A 21,227-nucleotide genomic window follows, 5' to 3' on the forward strand; every position below is an offset into this window, starting at 1 on the left:
CCATAACAAAAAAGCCGCCGCACCCTGCTCGGGCGGGCGGCCTGCCTGCGGCGCCGGGCGAACGAATCGCTCGACTGTGCGCCTGCTACTTGATGCTCTCGCGGAACCAGCGCGGATGATGCTTTCTCGCCCAGCCCCAGGTGACGTAGCCGCGCGTCATCGCGCGAATCGAGCCCTTCACCCACAACGCCGCATAGATATGCACGACGATGCCCACGATCAGCACGAACGCAGCGGCCGCATGCACGTTGGCGGCCACGCGGATCAGCGTGACCGGGAAGTAGAACGAGAAATAGCGCCGCAAGATCACGATGCCGCTTAAGAGCAGCAGCACGAGGCAAACCACCATCACAAAGAATAGCAGCTTCTGACCCGCATTGTAGCGGCCGATCTCGGGCAGCTTGTCCTCGCGGTTGTGCAGCACGTCGTCGATCTGCTTGAGCCATTGCACATCGGCCGAATCCAGATAGTTGTGATGCCAGAAACGCAGCGCGAGGATCATGAACGAAATGAACATCACCACGCCAACGAACGGATGCAGGATGCGCGTCCATTGCCCGCCGCCGAACAGCGCGGAAAGCCAGAACATGGCCGGATGAAACATCGCGAGGCCGGAAAGCGCGAGCAGCACGAAGGTGATCGCGGTAATCCAGTGGTTGCTGCGCTCGTTGGCCGTATAGCGCTGGATCAGTTGCGGTTCATCGTTTTTCATCGTCGCGCTCCTCGGGTTCGCCACGGATGCGCCGCGCCTCGTCGCGCGCGGCTTGCTCGTCCTCTGCGCTCACTTCGTTCGGCCCCACCCGCGTGTAGTGGAAGAAGCCCGCCACCGCCGCGAGCGCGATGCCCGCGAGCGCGAGCGGCTTGGCCACGCCCTTCCAGAGCCGCACGAGCGGGCTGATGCGCGGGTTGTCGGGCAGGCCGTGATAGAGCGAGGGCTGGTCCGCGTGATGCAGCACGTACATCACGTGCGTGCCGCCCACGCCCGGCGGGTCGTAGAGCCCGGCTTTATCGAAGCCGCGCTCCTTGAGGTCGACGATGCGCTCCGCCGCGTGCTGCTTCATGTCTTCCTTGGTGCCGAACACGATCGCGCCGGTCGGGCAGGTCTTCACGCATGCGGGCTCCTGGCCCACGGCCACGCGGTCGGAGCACAGCGTGCACTTGTAGACGCGATGGTCCTTCTTCGAGAGGCGCGGAATATTGAACGGGCAGCCCGTGATGCAGTAGCCGCAGCCGATGCAGTTTTCCTCGTGGAAATCCACGATACCGTTCGTGTACTGCACGATCGCACCCGGCGACGGGCACGCCTTGAGGCAGCCCGGGTCCTCGCAGTGCATGCAGCCGTCCTTGCGGATCAGCCATTCGAGGTTGCCGTTCGGGTTCTCGTATTCCGTATAGCGCATCACGGTCCACGAGTGCTCGGTGAGATCGCGCGGATTGTCGTAGACACCCGTGTTGATGCCCACTTCGTCGCGCAGATCGTTCCATTCCATGCACGCGGTCTGGCACGCCTTGCAGCCGATGCACTTGGTCACGTCGATGAGCTTCGCGACCGTGCCCGTAACCGGCTCGCGCACGCCGGGCGGGGGCGTGGTGGTGGCGGACAGGCGTTTGATGTCTAGCGATTGCAATGCCATGTCGTTCCCCCCTTACGCCTTTTCCACTTTCACGAGGAACGACTTGAACTCAGGCGTCTGCGAATTGCCGTCGCCAACGGGCGGCGTGAGCGTATTCGCCAGATAGCCGGGTTTCGTCAGTCCCGTGAAGCCCCAATGCAGCGGCACGCCTACGTGGTGCACCTTCTTGCCGTCGATGGTGAGCACCTTGATGCGCTTGGTGACCACCGCGACCGCGATCAGGTAGCCGCGATTGCTCGACACCTTCACGTGTCCGCCATCGACCACCCCCACCTCCTGCGCAAGCTCTTCGCCGATCTCGACGAACTGCTGCGGCTGAATGATGGCGTTCAGGCGCGCGTGCTTGGTCCAGAAGTGGAAATGCTCGGTGAGCCGGTAGGTGGTGGCGACGTGCGGGAACGATTGCGCCGTGCCGAACGTCGCGCGGTCGTCCGGGAAGACGCGCGCCGCCGGATTGCTCGTGGCCTGCGCATTGTTCGGATGAAACGGGTTATAGCCGAGCGGATTCTCGAATGGTTCGTAGTGCTCGGGAAACGGCCCTTCGTTCATGCCGTCGCGCGCGAAGAAACGCGCCACGCCCTCGGGGTTCATGATGAACGGCCCCATGCCGAGATCGGGCGACTCGTCGACCTTGTAGTCGGGCACGTCCGCGCCGGCCCACGCGCTGCCGTTCCAGCCGATCAGCTTGCGCGTGGGATCGAACGGCTTGCCCGCGGCATCGCACGAGGCGCGGTTGTAGAGCACGCGGCGGTTCGCCGGCCAGGCCCAGGCCCAGTCGAGCGTCTGGCCGATGCCGGTGGGGTCCGAGTTGTCGCGACGGCCCATCTGGTTGCCCGCCTCGGTCCACGCGCCGCAGAAGATCCAGCAGCCGCTCGCGGTGCTGCCATCGTCCTTGAGCTGCGCGAAGCCTGAAAGCTGCTCGCCCTTCTTCACGAGCACTTTGGTGGGGTCCTTCGGGTCGGTCTGGTCGGCGAGCGCGCGGCCGTTGTATTCCTGCGCGAGCTCTTCGGGCGTGGGGCTCGCCGGATCCGAGTACGGCCAGTCGAGCTTGACGATCGGATCGGGCAGCTTGCCGCCGTCCTTCTGATACGCGGCGCGGATGCGCAGGAACAGCCCCGACATGATCTCGAGATCGCTCCGCGCCTCGGCCGGCGGCTCAGCGCCTTTCCAGTGCCATTGCAGCACGCGGCTCGAACTCACGAGCGAGCCGTTTTCTTCCGCGAAGCACGTCGTGGGCAGACGGAACACCTCCGTCTGGATCGAGCTGGTATCGACATCGTTATAGTCGCCGTACTTCTTCCAGAACTCGGACGTCTCGGTGGCGAGTGGGTCCATGATCACGAGCCACTTGAGCTTGCCGAGCGCGGAAAGTGTTTTCGCCTTGTCGGGCGCGGACGCGATCACGTTGAAGCCCTGGCAGATATAGCCGTTGACCTTGCCCTGATTCATCAGCTCGATGGTCTGCAGCAGATCGTAGGGCTTGTCGAGCTTGGGCAGCCAGTCGTAGCCCCAGTTGTTCTCCTTCGTGGCCGCGTCGCCCCACCACGACTTCATGAAGCTCACGAAGAACGCGTTGTAATGCTGCCAGTAGCTGAGCTGGTTGGGCCGCAGCGGCTCGAGCGCGCGTGTCTTGATGTATTCATCGTAGCTCTGTTCGGCCTCGTTGGGCAGTGTCATGTAGCCGGTGAGCAGATTCGACATCAACCCGAGGTCGGTGAGCCCCTGGATGTTCGAATGCCCGCGCAGCGCGTTCATGCCGCCACCCGCGATGCCGATGTTGCCGAGCAGCAACTGCACCATCGCACCCGTGCGGATCATTTGCGAGCCGATCGAGTGATGGGTCCAGCCGAGCGCGTACATGATGGTGCCCGCGCGGCCCGGCACGGCCGTAGTCGCCAGCATTTCGCACACCTTGAGGAACTTCTCCTTCGGCGTGCCGCAGACCTTCTCCACCATCTCGGGCGTATAGCGCGAGTAATGCTGCTTGAGCAGCTGATAGACGCAGCGCGGGTTCTGCAGCGTGTCGTCGGTCTTCACGAAACCGTCGTCGCCGATCTCGTAGTCCCACGACGTCTTGTTGGGATACGCATGCTTTTGCGCGTCGTAGCCCGAGTAGATACCGTCGGTGAACGCGAAGTCGTCGCGCACGATGAACGAAAAGTCCGTGTAATTCTTCACGTACTCGTGCTGGATCTTGTCGTTCGTAAGCAAATAATTGATCACGCCGCCAAGGAATGCGATGTCCGTGCCGGTGCGGATCGGCGCGTAGAAGTCCGCGACCGATGCCGTGCGCGTGAAGCGCGGGTCCACCACGATGAGCCGCGCCTTGCGGTGCGCCTTGGCCTCCGTAACCCACTTGAAGCCGCACGGGTGCGCCTCGGCCGCATTGCCGCCCATCACCAGAATCACGTCCGCATTGCGAATGTCGACCCAATGGTTCGTCATCGCGCCACGGCCAAACGTCGGGGCAAGACCTGCCACCGTCGGGCCGTGTCAGACACGCGCCTGGTTATCGAATGCGAGCAGGCCCATCGAGCGGGCCACTTTATGCGTGAGATAACCGACTTCGTTGCTGGCCGCCGAGGCCGCCAGCATGCCGGTGGTCAGCCAGCGGTTGACGGTCTTGCCGTCCGCGGTCTGCTCGACGAAGTTCGCGTCGCGATCCTCTTTGAGAAGCTTCGCAATGCGATCTAGTGCCTCGTCCCACGAAATGCGCTTCCACTCGTTCGAGCCCGCCGCCCGATACTCGGGATACTGGAGCCGGCTCGGACTGTGAATGAAGTCGATGAGGCTCGCGCCTTTCGGACAGAGCGTGCCGCGGTTGACCGGGTGATCGGGATCGCCCTCGATATGGATGATGCTCGCGGTGGCATTCTTCGCGCCGTCGCCGAGACCGTACATGAGGATCCCGCAGCCCACCGAGCAATACGGGCAGGTGTTGCGGGTTTCAGTGGTGCGCGCCAGTTTGTATTGGCGGACCTCGGCAAGCACGTTGTCGGGCGCGAAACCCATCAACGCGAGGCTGGAACCCGCCAGCGACGTTGCCGTGACCTTGAGGAACTGGCGCCGGGACATCTGCAGCATGGTGCGTCCTCGGCTTTGGGGTTGTGGGTTTTTTCAGTATAAGACGTTTTGAGAGACGGATCGCGCGAGCCGGCCGGCCGCGCCTCGCCGGCCGCACCTGGCGGTGCACGGCCGATGCGCGAGGCTCCCGGGCTTGCTATATAGTCAGTCGAAGTCGAATGCGCTCGAAAGAGGCCCTGCGCGGCCATTCCACACGCGCCGGGCAAAGCGCCGGCGCCATGCAGCAACCCACGCCCCCTTGCCGGTACGCAGGACACACATCATGGCAACCATTTCATCGGAACGGCTCGAATCGGCCGCGCGCAAGGAAGCGTCCTGGGTTGTGCGCGCGTGCCGGCAGTTCATCGCCGACCGCTGCCCGTCGATGGCCGCGAGCATCGCGTTCTACTCGGCGTTCTCGCTCGCGCCCACGCTCGTCATGGTGATCGCGGTGGCCGGCTGGTTCTTCGGCGCCGACGCGGCGCGCGGCGAGCTGTTTCGCCAGGTGCACAACGTGCTCGGCAACGACGCCGCCGCCGGCATTACGACCATCGTGCAGAACGCGCACCGCGCGGGCGGCAAGGGCAGCGTGGCCGCCGCGATCTCGCTCGCGTTGCTGGCGATCGGCGCGTCAGCAACGTTTTCGTCGCTCAATTCCGCGCTCAATATCGTCTGGCCACTGGACGGTCCGCGCACTTCGTCGGTGCTCGCGCTCGTGCGCGTGCGGCTGATCTCGTTTGGCCTCGTGCTCGGCGTTGCCTTCCTGCTGATCGTCTCGCTCGTGCTGGATGCCGCCATCACATTCGTTGGGCAGTGGCTCTGGGGCGAATCCACTTATTTGATTATCGGAAACATCGTGCAACTTGCGGTCGGGTTGCTCGTGCTCGCGATCGCGTTCGCCGCCTTGCTGCGCTTCCTGCCCGACGCCGTGGTGCAATGGCGCGACGCCATGGTGGGCGGCATCGTGGCGGCCGTGCTGTTTACAGTGGGCAAGAAACTCTTCGCGCTCTATCTCGCGCATGCGGGCATGGCCACGGCGTTCGGCGCCGCGGGCTCGCTCGCCGTGCTGCTGATGTGGCTGTACTTCTCGGCGGCGGTGCTGCTGCTCGGCGCGGAATTCTCGGCGGCGCGCGCACGCCTGCACGATCCGCGCGGCGCATGGGGTTTCCTCGAGGAAACGCCGCCCGGCAGCCGCGCGAAGCTCGCCTCGGTGCTGGCGGCATCCACGATCGCTCCCATGCGCGAAGCCGCCGCGGGGGCGCAGGCGGCACATGCGGTTCCCATCGGAAACACAGGTGCCAATTCGGCTAGCCCGCGTGCGGCTGACCGGCACGCCGCCGGGAACGGCGCTCCGCCGCCGTATGCCGCGGCCGTTGCGGCCGGCACCGCCCGGGCTTGCGCCGATGGAGCGAACACCGTCGACGCGCCGCTCCATGCCATTGGCCAGGCGCGCGCGGAGGGCGGCGCACTCGCCCGGCGCAACGCCGACGGCCTGCCAATCCGCCGCCCGGTTGTCAATATGGAAAAGCGCGCCACCGATGCCGCCGCCCGCACGCTCGTGCAGGCGGGCCGCACGGTGGCCGCCGCCGATCGCTACATCAAACGCCACCCGTGGCGCGCGGTGATGCTCGTCGCCAGTGCCGCGATCGCCGTGACCGCGGCGGCCGGCCGCCGCCGCGGCGACACGCGCGACAAGCCCTAAGGCGCCCCGCAGCCCCAGCGCCAAGGGGTCACGCCGGCGCAGCCACACTACAGACATGGCGCAACCAGGGGACACCCCTGGTTGCGCCATGTTTACCCGTATACAACATCTCCTGGGGTTGCACGTTTCGCGACTTGTATCGGAAACGACAATAATGCAGCGCCAACAATCGTCCTTTTCAGGATTCGGAAGAATCGCCTAAGCGCCCGTATTTCAAGGCTTTCTCAGCATGTGTCAGCTTTTTGCGACAGTCATTTATTTTCAGTTCAGGGGAATTGCACCCCTGCGTTATTCTCCTTTCCGCAACAGCATCAACCAAATCAAGCAACAACTAAATCTGCGTGGAGAAAACTGGATGAAACGAATCGCACTCTCGAGCCTCTCGCTGGCAATTCTGGCCGCTTCGGGCGCAGCACACGCACAAAGCAGCGTGACCCTGTACGGCGTGATCGATGAATCGATCCAGTGGGTGCACAACGCTCCGGACGCAGCCGGCCACAACAAGAACCTCATTGGTCTGGCAGGCGGCAACCTCTCTGGCAACCGCTTTGGCCTGAAGGGCACGGAAGACCTGGGCGGCGGCCTGAAGGCGATTTTCCAATTGGAAAACGGCTTTGACATCAACACCGGCAAGCTGGGCCAGGGCGGCCTCATGTTCGGCCGTCAAGCTTATGTTGGTCTGACGCATGAGCAATACGGTACGGTCACGCTCGGCCGCCAGTACGACCCGCTGGTCGACATGGTTCAGCCGCTGACCGGCGACAACTACTTCGGCAGCACGTTCACTACGCCGGGTGACGTCGACAACAACGACAACGACTCGCGCACCAACAGCGGCATCAAGTATGTCTCGCCGGTTCTGAGCGGCTTCCAGTTCGAAGGCATGTATGCACTGGGCGGCGTCGCGGGTGCGACGGGCTCGGGCCAAAGCTGGGGCGCAGCTGCTACCTACGGTATCGGCTCGTTCAACGTCGCGGCCGGCTACTTCCGCATGGACAACTCGTCGAACCTGGCAGACCGCGTCAAGGCCGACGGCTGGGCAGCGAACTCGACGTCGAACAACATGTTCGTCAGCCAGATCAATTCCGCCTACGCGTCGGCCAAGTCGACCGGCAATGCTTCGGTTGCGGCCCAGTACGTCGCAGGTCCGTTCACGTTCGGCGTGCGTTACGCCAACGTTCAGTACAAGCCGGACGGCTACTCGGCGTTCCGGTCGACCGAGCGCTTCAACGTTGCGGGCGGCTTCCTCGGCTACCAGCTGAACCCGGCCCTGCTGCTCGGCCTCGGCTACATCTACACGCACGGTGCGGGCGACACGTCGGCCTCGTACAACCAGGTTTCGCTCGGCGCGGACTACAACCTGTCGAAGCGCACCGATCTGTACGCAGTGGCGGCTTACCAGCACGCCAACGGTACGCAGCGCGTCGACTCCACGACGACCCAGACGGCCGGTGCATCGGTCGGCTCGTACGGCGTCAACTCGGCTTCGAGCTCGCAGGAAATCGTCAGCCTGGGCATCCGCCACAAGTTCTAAGCAACATGAGCCGGGCTCGCGCCCGGCCAGGCGAAGAGACCACGCAGCTAAAAGCTGCACGCTACACAAGCCAGCCTTCGGTGCAAGCCAAGGCTGGCTTTTTCATTGGCGCAACCATTGAGAACCGGCCTCTAGCGGGAACAGGCCCGGGTACGAGCAGGTAGCACCTCGCGAGCCTGGCAACGCGCTCGCTGGGCAGCATACGTGACGCTTCGCTGCCCCCTCGGCGCCAGCCCGCCGTCTTCCCTTTACGCCATCAGCGCAACCTGCCTAGCGCCTCCGCCGCGTGGCGCAAGAAGGCATCTGCCAGCGGCGCCGCTGCCCGCTGCGCGTATCGCGCCGCGTTGAGCGGCACCTCCAACTCCGGCACGAAGCGCTTCACCACCACGCGCGCGCTTGCCCCCGCCGCCGTGAGCGGGTCGACGAGCGCGATGCCCATCCCCGCCTCCACCAGCGTCACGACCGCCTGCGCGAGATCCGCCTCCACGCCGGCGAGACGCGTTACACCGAACTCGGAGAACATGCGATCGATGCGCAGGCGCGCTTGCGTTCCGGCCGCGTACGAAACGAAGGTCTCGCCTTCGCAGTCGGCGGCGCCAACGGCGCGCTTGCGTGCGAGACGGTGCCCGCGCGGCACGATGCAGCGCATCGGCCATTGCCCGAGGCGCTCGAGCCGCACGGCACGCGGCGCCGTTTCCTCACCGACAAAAGCCAGATCGCAGCGCTGCGCCGCCACGCGTTCGAGCGCGAGCGCGGGTTCGAGCGTGAGCAGCGTCACGTCTACGCCCTCATGCTCCTGCGCGAACGCCGCCGTCACGCGCGGCAGAAAGTCGGGGCCGAGCTCGGGCGCGCCTGCCACACACAGCACGCCGCGGCGCTGCTCGCGGATCTGCGCGGCAGCCTGCACGACCCGCTCCAGTCCACTGAACGCGCGCTCGACTTCCGTATGAAGCGCATGCGCCTCGCCTGTCGGCAGCAACCTCCCGCGTGCGCGTTCGAACAGCGCGAAGCCTACGCTTGCCTCGAAGTCGGCGAGCAGGCGGCTGACCGCAGGTTGCGAAACACCCAGCGCGCCCGCAGCGCGCGTAACCGTGCGCAATCGCATCAAGGCGCGAAACGCTTCAATCTGGCGGATACTGAGTTCGGAAACGGGCATAACATAGGCGCATGCCCCTTTCGCCTTGATGGCTTCAGAGCATCGTCAGACAAGATTGAGATCGTTAGATTTCCCGCGTGCTGTGCACCATCTTACCTGACATCCTTTCATAACATCCGAACATGCTTCATGCCTGAACTGACGCATTGCCGTTTTCTGCACGCAAATAAAAATCCCCGTGGGCACAAAGCCAACGGGGATTCTTTGGGTACTAACGCGTGCCTTGGCCGCGAGGCCCTGGCATGAAGCGCTTAGGCCGCTGCTGCGTCCTTCAGCTTCTTCAGCGCACGCGCCTTGATGCGCACGGTTGCCGGCTTGGCCGGGAACCAGCGCTCTTCACCCGTGAACGGGTCCTTGCCGAAGCGCTTCTTCTTCGCCGGGACGGCCTGGACGACGATCTTCAGAAGGCCCGACAGCGTGAATTCGCCGGCGCCCTTCTTGTGGACCGAACCCAGGATCGTGTCTTCCAGCGCGGCGAGCACGGCCTTCGTGGCCTTCGGCTCGACGCCAGCACGCTCAGCGACGTGAGCAGCCAGCGAGGCCTTCGTGAAGGTGTCCTTGATCGGCGACGGTGCGCCGGACGCCTTCACGGCGACCTTCTTAGCTGCGGCCGTCTTGACGGGCGCTTTCTTTGCGGCAACCTTCTTGGCCGGGGCAGCTGCCTTTTTGGCCACTTTCTTTGCGGAAGTCGGCATGTTTCTCCTACCAGTGTTGGTCAGTGAATCGACGAAGCACAGCGGAATGCAGATGCTTCAACGGCGGATTCTACAAGCGTGCAAGCGTTTTGCGTGACTCTTTTGCATCGTAGATGCAAATTTGTTGCGCGGCGCTGACTGCCGAACGCATTTCGATACTTGTTTACAGGGGTAAACATGCTCCTGCGCCGCCCGTTCGCATGCCGCCTGCGCCAGCGCGACGCGTGCCTGATGCGGCGAAAACACCACACGTAAGGCCTTTTTCGCGACGACGGCAGCTTCGCGCGCAGTGTCCGCGCGCACGTTCGAACGTCGCCGCTGGCAGCATTTGCGTGCTTTTTGGCGCTCCTGCGCACGCGTGCGCTCGTAGAGTGACGATGAGCGCGCCGTCGCCGGCACGGCCCGCATCTTTCTCCACCTTCATTTCGAGGCACTTCCATGGCGTTCAAGATCGGATTTCTGCTTTTCCCCAAGGTGCAGCCGCTCGACCTCTGCGGGCCCTACGACGTGCTCGCGGCGATGCCGGATACGCAGGTGCGGCTCGTCTGGAAGACACGCGAGCCCGTCATGTCGGCGACCGGCATGCTGCTCACGCCCGACACCATCTTCGACGACTGCCCGCCGCTCGACGTGATCTGCGTACCGGGTGGCGCCGGCGTGGCCGCGCTGCTCGAAGACGACACCACGCTCGCATTCCTGCGGCGCCAGGCGCGCGACGCTCGCTACGTCACCTCCGTGTGCACCGGCTCGCTCGTGCTCGGCGCCGCGGGTCTCCTGCGTGGACGCCGCGCCACTACGCACTGGGCCTTTCACGCGCTGCTCGAACCGTTCGGCGCGATCGCCGTGAACGAGCGCGTGGTGCGCGACGGCAACCTCATCACGGGCGGCGGCATCACGGCAGGCATCGACTTCGCGCTCACGCTCGCAGCAGAGCTGATCGGCGTAGAAGCCGCGCAGGCGCTCCAGCTCGAACTCGAATACGCACCGGCGCCACCGTTCGATGCGGGCCGCCCCGAAAGCGCACCGCAGGCCGTGGTGGAGCACGTGCGCGCGCAAAACGCGGCAACGCTTGCGCAACGTACGCGCATCGTCGAGCGCGTGGCGGCGCAGCGCCGGGACACATGCGCATGATCACGCTTGACTGTGCTTGAGCGCGGCACGGCGCCGCCATCGCCATCGCCATCGCCATCGCCATCGCCATCGCCGTGCCGTGCCGTGCCGTGCCATGCTATCGCCGTGCCGTGCATCGGCACCTTCGGCTGCCGCGCCGTGCGAGCCAGGGTCCACACTTGCTACCCTCGTTTGCAAGGATCGTATACATTGACTGCGGGGCAACCGTTCTATCCGGCGTTCCCAGTAACGGCACGCTATCTGGCGCGCCGCTTCTCGCAATCCTTTCATCACAAACCCTGAAACCAGCGGTAAAAATCAACCAAGAGGGGTATTCATGCACTCCACCATCAGCAAACTGACTCTCGCCGCAACCGCCGCCGCATTCCTTATTGGCGTCACGGCGCCCGCCTTTGCCCAGGACGCCAGCGCGCCCGCTGCCACTGCGCAAAGCGCCGCGCCGGCTTCCCTCACCAAGGCCGAAAAGCGCAAACAGGCGCGGGCGCAGCGCAAAGCCGAACGCAAGGCCGCGCGCGCGAAGAACAATGCTGAACTGAAGAAGCTGGAGGACGCGGGCTACAAGCCGGCAAACAACGACCCGAACTATCCGCAGAATCTCCAGAACGCGGAGAAGAAAGCAGCAGGTGCGGCTGGCGCGAGCCAGTAAACCGCTTCCTGACGCTGCTTTTTTCGGGCATGCATGGGCCGGCGCTTTGCCGGCCCCTCCATCGGCTGACCTTCCTCTCGCTCCCGCACTCGCTCCTCTCGCGCCCGCCGTTCCTCTTGCCCCCGCACTAGCTCCTCTCGCGCCTGCCATTCCCGCGCACCTTTCAGCACACCTTCAATGCACGCGCATGCGCGATATGGGACGATGCCGCGTCCCTGGCTGAGATGGCATCCACGTCATGAACGCAGCGAAACCGGATGCGAGCACGGAGCTTGCGCTCAACAAGCCGGGCCTGCCCATCGGGTTGATCGCGGGCGCCATCGCGCTCGTCGTCGTGCTGCTGCTGCTGCCGTTGCCCGCGAGCCTGCCCGTAGCGGGTCAACGCATGCTCGCGATTCTCGCCTTCGCCGTGGTGGTGTGGCTCACCGAAGCCGTCTCCTATGAAGCGAGCGCGACGGCGCTCACCTCGGCCATGCCGCTCGGCTACACGGTGAGCTTCGGCTTCATCCTGCCGATCAACGCGCCACAGAACATGGTATGCCTCGCCACCGAGACCTTCACCGCGAAGCAGTTCGCGCGCGTGGGCATCGCAGTGACCATGCTGGGCTATCTGCTGTTGCTGCTGTTCGCCGCCACGTGGTGGCGCTGGCTCAGCTGGATCTAAAGCGCTTGCGGATCTCGCGGCGCAGTTCGAGGCTGCGCCGATCACGGCGCGCTGAAGACGCTTCGCGCAGGCAAAAAAAGGGCGCTCGTTTGTCTGAACCGAGCGCCCTTTGTGCTTTGCGGCTCGTGCCGCCGTTTGAAGCGATGTCTAAACCGCCACCGCGCCCACGTAATTCTCGGCCATCGCGGTCGCCGCCGCACGCGAGGTGGTGACGTGCTCCAGCTCCGCAACCTGCAGGCGCTGGTCGAACGGCGAGGCATCGTCGAGGCGGTGCATCATGCGCGTCATCCAGTACGAGAAGTGCTCGGCGCGCCAGATGCGGCGCAGCGCGGTTTCACTGTACGCATCGAGCAGATCGGTGCGGCTCTCCTTGTAGAACGCCACCAGCGCCGCAGTCAGCACGCGCACGTCGGCGACGGCCAGGTTGAGGCCCTTCGCGCCCGTGGGCGGCACGATGTGCGCCGCATCGCCCGCGAGGAACAGGCGCCCATGCTGCATCGTCGTCGATACGAAACTGCGCATGCCAACGATGTTCTTCTGGAAAATCTTGCCCTCGACCACGTGATGGCCTTCGTCCGAATCGACGCGCGCGTGCAGCTCGGCCCAGATGCGGTCGTCGGACCAGTTCTCGACGGCGTCGTTCGGATCGCACTGGAAATACATGCGCTGCACGTTCGGCGAGCGCGTGCTGACGAGCGCAAAGCCGCGTTCGTGGCGTGCGTAAATCAGCTCGTCGGACGTAGGCGGCGCCTCCACGAGGATGCCGAACCAGCCGAATGGGAACACGCGCTCGTAGTCCTGGCGCAATGCCGCCGGAATGGCCGCGCGCGAGACGCCCTGCGAGCCGTCGCAGCCAATCACGTAGTCGCAATGCAGTTCATGCTGCTCGCCCGCGTGCTCGAAGCTAATGGAGGGTGACGCGGTTTCGATGCCGTGAATCGAGGTGTTCGAGACATTGAAGAACAGCTTGCCGTCGGCGGCCACGCGCGCCGCGACGAGATCCTTGAGCACTTCGTGCTGCGCGTAGACCGTGATCGATTTTCCAGTGAGCGCGGTGAGGTCGATACGGCGGCGCTTGCCTTCGAACGCCAGCTCGAAGCCGTGATGCAACGCGCCTTCGGCTTTCATGCGCTCACCGACGCCCGCCTCGGCGAGCGTGTCCATGGTGCCTTGCTCGAGCACGCCCGCGCGTATCGTGGATTCGATCTGATCGCGGCCGCGCCGTTCGAGCACGACAGAGTCGATGCCGCGCAAATGCAGCAGATGGGAAAGAAGCAGGCCCGCGGGCCCCGCGCCGATGATGCCAACCTGGGTGCGCATGATGTCTCCATTACGTGTTGATTTTGCGCAAGTTTGGCGGCTCGGAGCGATATCGCGCAACGCGATATCGTGAATACGAATTATCTCGATTTTGGATAAAGAACCGGAACATCCGCTGGTTTGCGGCAGTTGCGGGAAACTACCAGCAGCCGGCTGTGCCGATAAGAGAAATTCGGCGCATTCGGCGCCGATCGGAAACTCAACCGCGCAATGCAGCGTGGCAGCGCCAATTCGGTTCGCGCGCAACGAATTGGCGTCTGGCGACGAGTCGCCCTGCGAAGGGCCGCCCTGTGTGGATAGGTCCGGCGTGGATACGTCCGGCGTGGATACGTCCGTTGCGGAACGGAAATTGCTGCGTCACAGCAGTTTTTCCGACGCCACGTTCGCGCCGTTAAACCCTCTCCTTCCAACAACAATCGCGAGACACGCCGATGCCACACTCGAACCACCGACCAGTCCGACTTCTAAACGCCCTCTCGAAACGCCTTTGCGTGCCCGATCCGGCGCCGCACCCGCCGTTTGCCCATCCGCGCCTCGTCCATTGCGCCGCCGCGCTCCTGATCGCGCTGCCGCTCGCATTTGCGCCGCACGCGGCACGCGCGCAGGTTGCGGCGCCCGCGCCCCTCGCCGCGACGCAGGCCGGGCAAGACTTGCAAGCCGCAAGCGCCCCGCTCGCGGCGTTGGCCACGGCGCAAAGCGCGGCGCCACTGCCGCCGTCCGAGCTCTACGGCCAGCTCTATCGCGACGTCGAACTGGCCCAGGTCTTCCCCGACAGCAAGACGTTCGCCGACATGGTGCCGAACGAGACGCCCACGAAAATCGTCGCCGATTACGAGTTCTGGAGCGCGCACAATGCCGGCATCACCGACCCCGACGCACGCAAGGCCGCGCTCTCGCAGTTCGTCGCGCAGCATTTTTCCGATCCGAAACAGGCCGCCGACAGCTATGTTTCCGATCCGAACCAGAACGTCGTGAGCCACATCGACACGCTCTGGGACGTGCTGCGGCGCAATCCCGACGCCGCACAACAACCGTATTCGTCGCTGCTGCCGCTGCCGAAGCCCTACATCGTGCCGGGCGGCCGCTTCAACGAGATCTATTACTGGGACTCGTACTTCATCATGCTGGGTCTCGAAGCGAGCGGCCGCCACGATCTCACGCGCGACGAGCTCGACAACTTCGCCACGCTGATCGACCGCTACGGCCATATCGCGAACGGCAACCGCACGTACTACCTGAGCCGCTCGCAACCGCCGTTCTTTGCGCAGATGGTGGCGCTCGTCGCGCAGCGCGACGGCGACGCCACCTACGTGCGCTATCTGCCTGAGCTGCGCAAGGAATATGACTACTGGATGGCCGGCGCGGATACGCTCAAGCTAGGCGAGGCGGCGCGCCACGTCGTGCGTCTCGCCGACGGCACGGTGCTCAACCGCTACTGGGACGCGCGCGACGCGCCGCGCGACGAGTCGTATCGCGAAGACGTGCTCACCGCGCAAAGCGCGCCGCAGCGCGCCGCCGCCGATCTGTGGCGCAATCTGCGCGCGGGCGGCGAAACGGGCTGGGATTTCAGCTCGCGCTGGCTCGCCGACCCGCACTCGCTCGCGAGCATCGAGATCACGTCGCTCGTGCCCGTCGACCTCAACGCGCTGCTCGTCGACCTCGAGCGCACGCTCGCAAAAGCCTATGGGCTGGCGGGCAACGCGGCCGAAGCCCAGCGCATGAGCCAGCGCGCCCAGCAGCGTACCGCCGCCATCGACCGCGTGCTGTGGGACTCGCAATTGCACGCCTTCAGCGACTACAACTTTGTGCAACGCACGCTCACGCACCGGCTCACGGCGGCGACGCTCGCTCCGCTCTACGCCGGCATCGCCACGCGCGCGCAGGCGCACCAGGTGGCAGGTGTCGTGCGCGCGGGCCTGCTGCGCCCGGGGGGCCTGGCCACCACCCAGGTGGCGAGCGGCCAGCAGTGGGACGAGCCCAACGGCTGGGCGCCGCTTCAGTACCTCGCGGTCATGGGCCTGCGCCGCTATGGCGAAAACGCACTCGCGCAGAGCATCGCCACGCGCTGGATCGCCACCAACCTGGTCTACTACCGGCACACGCACAAGCTCGTCGAGAAGTACGACATCAGCGCAGCGGCGGCCAAGGGCTCGTCGGCGGGCGGCGGCGAATATCCGCTGCAGGACGGTTTCGGCTGGACCAACGGCGTGCTGCGCGTGCTGCTCGCGATGTATCCGCACACCGATAGCGCCGTGGCCGCGCACGCGACGAACGCCGGGAAAGCGGCCGCGCCCGCACGCTGACGCGCGATGCATCCGTGCTGAAATACGGGCGCGGCTGCTACGGCCAGGTGGCGTGATCCGTGGCACGCCATGCATGAGCCCGTTGCAGCGCGCCATCCCGCAGCGCAGCGTAGCGGCGCTGCGGGTTTGCTGTGCGTGTGCACACCGGGCGGCATCGGCGTATGCTGAAACCCATGTCCGCAGAGCAATCTGCACTCTGGCCGCCGGCTCACCGCCGCTCGAAACGCCATGAACGCCTCTCCTCCCACCCCTGGCTCCACACCCGGCCCCAAGCCCGTCTCTGGAGCCGACACCGGCTCTGAGCCCGGTGCCCGGCCCGGTCCGCGCGTGACCGTGGTCGTGCTCACGCGCAACCACGTGCGCCAAGTCGTCGATACTGTGGCGCGGCTCACCGCGCTGCCCGAGCGACCGGCTGTGATCGTGGCCGACAACGGCTCCAGCGACTCCACCGTGAGCCTGCTCGCCTCGTTGTTTCCGCAAGTGCGCATCGTCCAGAGCCTCGGCGATCATGGGATGGCGGGCTTCAACCGCGCTTTCGCGCTCGCGCCCACCGACTATGTCGCGTGCTGCGACGACAGCACCTGGTTCGCGCCCGGCGCCCTCGCGCATGCGGCGCAACTGCTCGACGATCATCCGAATGTCGCCGTGCTCAATGCGCGCGTGGTCGGCAACGACGAGCGCGAAATCCATCCGGCGTGCCTCATGCTCAACGCCACCTCGCCCGGCAGCGACGGCTTGCCCGGCCCATCGCTCGCGGGCTTCATGGCCGGCGCCTGCGTGTTTCGCGCGAGCGTGTTCCGCGCGCTCGGCGGCTACGAAGAGCGGCTCTCGCATGGCGGCGCGGACGAACTGGCCGCGCTAGACGTGCTGAGCGCGGGCCATGCGATCGTCTATTGCGAGGCGGCGCTCGCGCATCGCGAACCGCTATGCCGCTGGTTCACGCGTGCGCAGCACTGCACGCTCGCGCGCAATTCGGCATGGGTGGCTTGGATGCGTCTGCCGGTGCGCGATGCACTGGCCGCCACGGGCCGCGCGCTCGTGGTGTTCGCGCGCCAGCGCTCGCTCGGCCCGGCCAGCGTTGCGCTGTTGCGCGGCGTCTTCTGGACGCTGCGCCGCCGCCGCGTCGCGCCCGCGCACGTCGTGCTGCTCAGGCGCCAGGTGCGGCGCGCCGAGCGCCAGGTGCGCGCCGGCATTCCCGCCATGGCCGAGAAGTACGATCAATCGGGTCAACGCGCCTGGTAGCCTGGGCCGACGCACAACCTGCAGCAGACACGCGCAGCGCGCCAGCCTGGCGCGCTGCGCGCGGGCTTGCTCTTGCACGCGCTACGGCGCCACCGGCACGAAGTCCCGATAGTCGATTTGCGCGCCGCGCACCACGATCGCGGTGGACTCGGGCACCTCGGCCCACACGTCGGGCAAATCCACGAGGGGCTCGGAAACGATCAGATAGGCATCCTCACCCACGGCCTCGATGCGCGGATCGTCGGGATAGAGTTCGTGCAGATGCTTGAACGAGGTGCTGTGAAAGAGCGTGCGCGACTTGCGTTCGCTGGAGTAGCGCACGGCCACGAGCTGCTCACCGTCGCTTGCGCAGACGGTCATGTTGAGCGCCGGCTCGATGCCATGCTTTTTCGCGGTGGCCTCCACGAAGCCCACCATGCGCTCGAGCGCGGGCACGGGATCGACTTCGAGCCCGAAGGTCAGCGCCAGGTAGAACATCGCTTCGGAGTCAGTCGAGCCTTCGATCGCGCTGAAACGCCCGGGCTCGACCGCCAGCAGCAGGTCGCGCCGCACGAGCGGGAAGCTCTGGATCATCCCGTTGTGCGCGAACATCCAGCGCCGGTGCCGGAACGGATGGCAGTTGGTCTCCTGCACGGGCGTGTGCGTGGCGGCGCGCACGTGCGCGATGAACATCGGCGCATGCACGGCCCGCGCAAGCTCGCGCAGATTGCGGTCGTTCCAGGCCGGCTGCACGCTGCGATAGCGATACGGAATGTCGTGCGGATGTTGATACCAGCCGACCCCGAAGCCGTCGCCATTGGTGGTGGTCGCGCCGAGCTTCGAATGCAGGCTCTGGTCGATCAGCGAATGGCGCGCGCGAAACAGCACGGTTTCGAGCGGCACGGCGTTACCGGTATAAGCGATCCAGCGGCACATGGTGACCCTCCACTTTCAACGAACCGATATTGCATCCAGCGCCTCGCGAGCGCGGCCGGGCGAGACCCGGCTCGCGCCGTCGCTCAATTGCCCGCGCGCAGACCGGCGAGCGGCGTGAGAAAGCCGTCGAGGCCGGTGAGAATAATCTGCACGCCGATGCACAGCAGCAGGAACGACGAAATGCGCATGGCCACGCGCGTGCCTTCCGCGCCCAGGTAGTAGGCGAGGCGCGCGGCGCGGCTGTAGACGTAATAGATCACGAGCATCACGAGCACCGAGATCGCCACCGAGGCGATGCCCGAGAGCAGAAACGCCGAAAGTTTGTGCGTGCGATTCGCGTTGAGCGCGATGGCCGTGGCGATGGAGCCGGGGCCCGTGGTCAGCGGAATCGTCAGCGGGAAAAACGCCTTGCCCGACGCCGACTCGGCGCTTAGCGGCTTCACCGGATGATCCGCCACCGCCGGCTCGGGTTCCGGCGCGTTGAGCATCTGCCAACCGCTCACGGCCACCGCGAGGCCGCCGCCAATACGCAGCGCTTCCATCGAAATGCCGAAGAAATGCAGGATGGGCGTGCCGACGAAAAACGCCGCTAGCAGCACGAAGCAGGCATTGGTCGCCACGCGCTTGGCGAGCAGACGCCGCTCTTCCTCGGAAAGCGACGCCGTGCGATCGAGAAAAACAAAAGCAATGCCAATGGGGTTGATGATGCTGATCAGTCCGGTGAAACCGAACAGGATGTCTGAAATCAGGCTCTCGATCATGTAGGCGATCCGTTAGACTCGGCGCACTCCGATTGCGCCGCGGGGCAGCGTGAAGTGTAACCGGAGCGGCGCGCGCCGTGCCCGCTGGATGCCGGCGCCGGCGCGCAAAAAATCCGTCTTCATGACGCAGCGCACCATGTCCGCATTTTCGGTGAAAGTGCGCCAACAGGTTCGCAGCGATTCGCTTGGAGCGTGGCGTATCGGGATTTTTGGCAGCTTTACGGGGTGCATTCGCCAGCATAGAGTGATTCGACCGGACCCCGAAGCGACGTTTCCCTTTTACCCAAAGGAGTTGCCATGTCACTGAGGTTGCTCGCTGCGCTACCCTTTATCGGCATCCTGCTAGGCGTGCCGTTCGTCAACCGCACCGAGCCCCTCGTGCTCGGCATGCCGCTCGTGCTGGCGTGGATTGTCATGTGGGTCGTGCTGACCGCGGCCATCATGGGCATCGTGTACAAGCTCGATCCGGCCAATCGCATCCCGCACGATGCCGAGGGGCAATCATGAGCGCGCTCATCATCATTGCGGCGATCACCGTCGTCGCGCTCTATCTGGGCATGCGCGCGCGCCACGGGCACGACATGAGTCTCGAGCAGTGGTCGGTGGGCGGGCGCAGCTTCGGCACCGCGTTCGTGTTCCTGCTGATGGCGGGCGAGATCTACACCACCTTCACGTTCCTCGGCGGCAGCGGCTTCGCCTATGGCAAGGGCGCGCCGGTCTACTACATCCTTGGTTACGCGACGCTTGCGTACATCCTCTCGTATTGGATGCTGCCGCCCGTATGGCGCTACGCGAAGGAGCACCGGCTCGTTTCGCAGCCACACTTCTTCACGCGCAAGTACCAGAGCCCCGCGCTCGGCGTGCTGGTCGCCTGCGTGGGCGTGGCCGCGCTCGTGCCGTATCTCGTGCTGCAATTGAAGGGCCTCGGCATCATCGTGACGACGGCCTCGTATGGCGCGATTTCGTCGACGGCGGCGGTCTGGATCGGCGCGACGGTGGTCACGGCCTACGTGATCGTCTCGGGCGTGCGCGGCTGCGCGTGGAACTCGGTCGTCAAGGACACGATGATTCTCGCCATCGCCGTGTTCCTCGGCATTTACCTGCCGGTTCATTACTACGGCAGCCACGCGGAGATGTTCCGCGCCATTGACGCTGCCAAGCCCGGCTTCCTCAGCTTTGCCGCGAAAGGCCAGGGCATCACGTGGTTCCAGTCCACGACGCTGCTTGCGGCGCTCGGCTTCTTTATGTGGCCGCACACGTTCGGCTCGGTTTACACCGCGAGGGACGAGCGCATTTTCCGCCGCAACGCCGCGATTCTGCCGCTCTATCAGCTGATCCTGTTGTTCGTGTTCTTCTGTGGATTCGCGGCGGTGCTCAAGGTGCCGGGCCTCAAGGGCACCGACATCGACCTCTCGCTGTTCCGGCTTTCGTTGCAGACTTTCGATCCGTGGTTTCTTGGCGTGATCGGCGCGGCGGGCGTGCTCACCGCTCTCGTGCCCGGCTCGATGATCCTCACCACGGCCTCGACGCTGCTCGCCAACGACGTCTATCGCGGCGCGCTGATGAAAAACGCCGACGATGCACGCGTTGCGAAGCTCGCGCGCTTCTGCGTGCCGGTGATCGCGCTCGTTGCGGTGGGCTTCACGCTCAAGGGCGGCGAGACCATCGTGGCGCTCTTGCTGATGGGATATAACTTCGTTACGCAGTTGTTTCCGGCGCTGGTGTGCAGTCTTGCGACGCGCAATCGTGTCACGAAGCAAGGGGCGTTCTGTGGGATTCTCGCGGGGGTGCTGGTGGTTGTAATTACCACGGTGCTGCATGTGAGTGTCGCGCAGTTGATTCCGTCTGCGCCGGATACGCTCAAGGATATTAATATCGGGTTTCTTGCGCTTGGTGTGAATATTGTTGTGCTCGTGGCTGTGAGCGCCGTTACGCAGGCGCGTACGCATGCGGATCATAAGCACGCTAGCGTGCATTGAATATTGATGGTGGTTTGTAGTTTTGATGGGCGGCGCTTTTTTTGCGCCGCTTTTTTTGTTTGTGGTGGGAGTTTTTTCGTGGTTCTCGGAGATTTGCGCGTTTCCTTGATTTCATGTCGGTCTATTAGCGTTGCCCCTGTGCGGGGCGGCACCTACTTTTCTTTGCAGCCGCAAAGAAAAGTAGGCAAAAGAAAGCGGCTCAAACCGCCAGTGTGACGCAGTCCACCACTGCCCTGTAAATCGGAGCGGCTCCGGGGCATCCGTCACTTCGCACACTCCGCGTTAGTGACAAAGGGCTCATCCTTCCCGCCGCGCGCTACGCGCGGGCGGAACGGTCTGCAAGGAAAACCGCGCATGCTGCGTGCGAATGCACGGGAGTACTGCCTGGCGAATACGACGGAGTCCTACGAAAATGTGTGCGCCCCACCGGTTTTGGTTATGCCCCACGGCGCGCGGAGCGCCGCCGGATGGATGAGCCCTTT

17 protein-coding genes are annotated in these 21,227 nt (G+C 64.9%); 9 read left to right on the forward strand and 8 right to left on the reverse strand.

Annotation, left to right across the window (positions count from 1 at the left end):
• Nucleotides 1-85: 85 nt before the first annotated feature.
• The 3 genes from EYW47_RS16505 to fdnG are packed head-to-tail and all read right to left on the reverse strand — an operon-like array spanning nucleotide 86 to nucleotide 4,718.
• Nucleotides 86-712, reverse strand: a complete 627-nt coding sequence (locus EYW47_RS16505; RefSeq protein ID WP_133195910.1) for a formate dehydrogenase subunit gamma — start codon at nucleotides 710-712, stop codon at nucleotides 86-88.
• Nucleotides 699-1,634: a formate dehydrogenase subunit beta gene (gene fdxH, locus EYW47_RS16510; protein WP_133195911.1), complete on the reverse strand. Its 936-nt coding sequence runs from the start codon at nucleotides 1,632-1,634 to the stop codon at nucleotides 699-701. Before fdxH ends, EYW47_RS16505 begins: the two co-directional genes overlap by 14 nt.
• Nucleotides 1,635-1,646: 12 nt before the next feature.
• On the reverse strand, nucleotides 1,647-4,718 hold the full coding sequence (fdnG, locus tag EYW47_RS16515) for a formate dehydrogenase-N subunit alpha (protein WP_165976592.1): 3,072 nt from the start codon (nucleotides 4,716-4,718) through the stop codon (nucleotides 1,647-1,649).
• A gap of 262 nt (nucleotides 4,719-4,980) precedes the next feature.
• Here fdnG and EYW47_RS16525 point away from each other — a divergent pair, with 262 nt between their 5' ends.
• Nucleotides 4,981-6,399: a YihY/virulence factor BrkB family protein gene (locus EYW47_RS16525; RefSeq protein WP_133195914.1), complete on the forward strand. Its 1,419-nt coding sequence runs from the start codon at nucleotides 4,981-4,983 to the stop codon at nucleotides 6,397-6,399.
• A gap of 355 nt (nucleotides 6,400-6,754) precedes the next feature.
• A complete protein-coding gene (locus tag EYW47_RS16530) occupies nucleotides 6,755-7,933 on the forward strand; it encodes a porin (protein WP_133195915.1) in 1,179 nt (392 codons plus the stop codon).
• Between the two features lie 256 nt (nucleotides 7,934-8,189).
• Here EYW47_RS16530 and EYW47_RS16535 read toward each other — a convergent pair whose 3' ends face one another.
• Nucleotides 8,190-9,089, reverse strand: a complete 900-nt coding sequence (locus EYW47_RS16535) for a LysR substrate-binding domain-containing protein (RefSeq protein ID WP_133195916.1) — start codon at nucleotides 9,087-9,089, stop codon at nucleotides 8,190-8,192.
• A gap of 251 nt (nucleotides 9,090-9,340) precedes the next feature.
• Nucleotides 9,341-9,784 carry an HU family DNA-binding protein gene (locus EYW47_RS16540; RefSeq protein WP_133195917.1) on the reverse strand — a complete coding sequence of 148 codons (444 nt, stop codon included), beginning with the start codon at nucleotides 9,782-9,784 and terminating at the stop codon, nucleotides 9,341-9,343.
• A gap of 438 nt (nucleotides 9,785-10,222) precedes the next feature.
• Between EYW47_RS16540 and EYW47_RS16550 the strand changes: the two genes are divergently transcribed.
• From EYW47_RS16550 to EYW47_RS42445, 3 genes are all read left to right on the forward strand, one after another.
• Nucleotides 10,223-10,915, forward strand: a complete 693-nt coding sequence (locus EYW47_RS16550; RefSeq protein ID WP_133195918.1) for a DJ-1/PfpI family protein — start codon at nucleotides 10,223-10,225, stop codon at nucleotides 10,913-10,915.
• A 316-nt stretch (nucleotides 10,916-11,231) separates the two neighbouring features.
• A complete protein-coding gene (locus EYW47_RS16555; protein ID WP_133195919.1) occupies nucleotides 11,232-11,561 on the forward strand; it encodes a DUF4148 domain-containing protein in 330 nt (109 codons plus the stop codon).
• 238 nt (nucleotides 11,562-11,799) lie between these two features.
• A complete protein-coding gene (locus EYW47_RS42445) occupies nucleotides 11,800-12,225 on the forward strand; it encodes an anion permease (RefSeq protein WP_133195920.1) in 426 nt (141 codons plus the stop codon).
• Nucleotides 12,226-12,372: 147 nt separating this feature from the next.
• On the opposite strand, the gene EYW47_RS16565 is transcribed toward EYW47_RS42445, so the two are convergent.
• Nucleotides 12,373-13,545: a 4-hydroxybenzoate 3-monooxygenase gene (locus tag EYW47_RS16565; protein WP_133195921.1), complete on the reverse strand. Its 1,173-nt coding sequence runs from the start codon at nucleotides 13,543-13,545 to the stop codon at nucleotides 12,373-12,375.
• A gap of 491 nt (nucleotides 13,546-14,036) precedes the next feature.
• Here EYW47_RS16565 and treF point away from each other — a divergent pair, with 491 nt between their 5' ends.
• Nucleotides 14,037-15,848 (forward strand): alpha,alpha-trehalase TreF, encoded by a 1,812-nt coding sequence (gene treF / locus EYW47_RS16570; RefSeq protein WP_240763746.1) that lies wholly within the window; start codon nucleotides 14,037-14,039, stop codon nucleotides 15,846-15,848.
• A 228-nt stretch (nucleotides 15,849-16,076) separates the two neighbouring features.
• The gene (locus tag EYW47_RS16575; RefSeq protein ID WP_133195923.1) at nucleotides 16,077-17,090 is read left to right on the forward strand and encodes a glycosyltransferase family 2 protein; all 1,014 of its coding nucleotides are present in this window, start codon (nucleotides 16,077-16,079) and stop codon (nucleotides 17,088-17,090) included.
• Between the two features lie 81 nt (nucleotides 17,091-17,171).
• Here EYW47_RS16575 and EYW47_RS16580 read toward each other — a convergent pair whose 3' ends face one another.
• Together EYW47_RS16580 and EYW47_RS16585 are read right to left on the reverse strand one after the other, a co-directional pair.
• Nucleotides 17,172-18,005: a class II glutamine amidotransferase gene (locus EYW47_RS16580; RefSeq protein ID WP_133195924.1), complete on the reverse strand. Its 834-nt coding sequence runs from the start codon at nucleotides 18,003-18,005 to the stop codon at nucleotides 17,172-17,174.
• Nucleotides 18,006-18,088: 83 nt separating this feature from the next.
• Nucleotides 18,089-18,766 carry a MarC family protein gene (locus EYW47_RS16585; protein WP_133195925.1) on the reverse strand — a complete coding sequence of 226 codons (678 nt, stop codon included), beginning with the start codon at nucleotides 18,764-18,766 and terminating at the stop codon, nucleotides 18,089-18,091.
• Nucleotides 18,767-19,063: 297 nt separating this feature from the next.
• Here EYW47_RS16585 and EYW47_RS16590 point away from each other — a divergent pair, with 297 nt between their 5' ends.
• Nucleotides 19,064-19,273, forward strand: coding sequence for a DUF3311 domain-containing protein (locus EYW47_RS16590; protein ID WP_133195926.1), 210 nt, complete (start codon nucleotides 19,064-19,066; stop codon nucleotides 19,271-19,273).
• Complete coding sequence (locus EYW47_RS16595) at nucleotides 19,270-20,745, forward strand: sodium:solute symporter family protein (protein ID WP_133195927.1); 1,476 nt, start codon at nucleotides 19,270-19,272, stop codon at nucleotides 20,743-20,745. Before EYW47_RS16590 ends, EYW47_RS16595 begins: the two co-directional genes overlap by 4 nt.
• The last annotated feature ends 482 nt before the right edge of the window (nucleotides 20,746-21,227 follow it).

The sequence above is a fragment of the Paraburkholderia silviterrae genome (assembly GCF_004353915.1).
Lineage (GTDB): Bacteria > Pseudomonadota > Gammaproteobacteria > Burkholderiales > Burkholderiaceae > Paraburkholderia > Paraburkholderia silviterrae.